Origin of the sequence: Nocardioides sp. CPCC 206348 (genome assembly GCF_048654705.1) — a bacterium.
Taxonomy (GTDB): domain Bacteria; phylum Actinomycetota; class Actinomycetes; order Propionibacteriales; family Nocardioidaceae; genus Nocardioides.
Genome location: NZ_JBMCZA010000185.1, coordinates 8,585 through 8,938, shown reverse-complemented (window position 1 = coordinate 8,938; position 354 = coordinate 8,585). Strand labels below are relative to the sequence as shown.

The 354-nt window shown below is 72.0% G+C and carries 1 protein-coding gene; it reads left to right on the top strand.

The features are described 5' to 3' along the window. Nucleotides 1-354: DUF1028 domain-containing protein (locus ACOADB_RS15190; protein ID WP_378600190.1), on the top strand; the 354-nt coding region annotated here is incomplete at both ends.

Genomic DNA, 354 nt, shown 5'->3' with positions numbered 1-354 from the left:
GTCGCTGCCCGGTGCATCCACCTGCGCCCCGGCGTCGGCGGGGCGTCCTCGCAGAACATCACGGACCCGCGCCTGGGGACCGAGCTCCTCGACGCGCTCGAGTCCGGCCTTGACGCACGCAGCGCCCTGGCAGCGGTCGTCAACGACCGTGAGCTGGTCGAGTACCGCCAGCTCACCGTCCTCGAGCTCAACGGCAATGGCGCGGCCTTCTCCGGGTCCGAGTCGCTCGGCGTCCACCACGACGTCGTGGGCGCCGGCGTGGTCGCCGCGGGCAACATGCTCGCCAGCACTGACGTCATCGATGCCGTCGCGAAGGGCTTCGAGTCCGCCGACGGCGAGCTCGAGGAGCGCCTG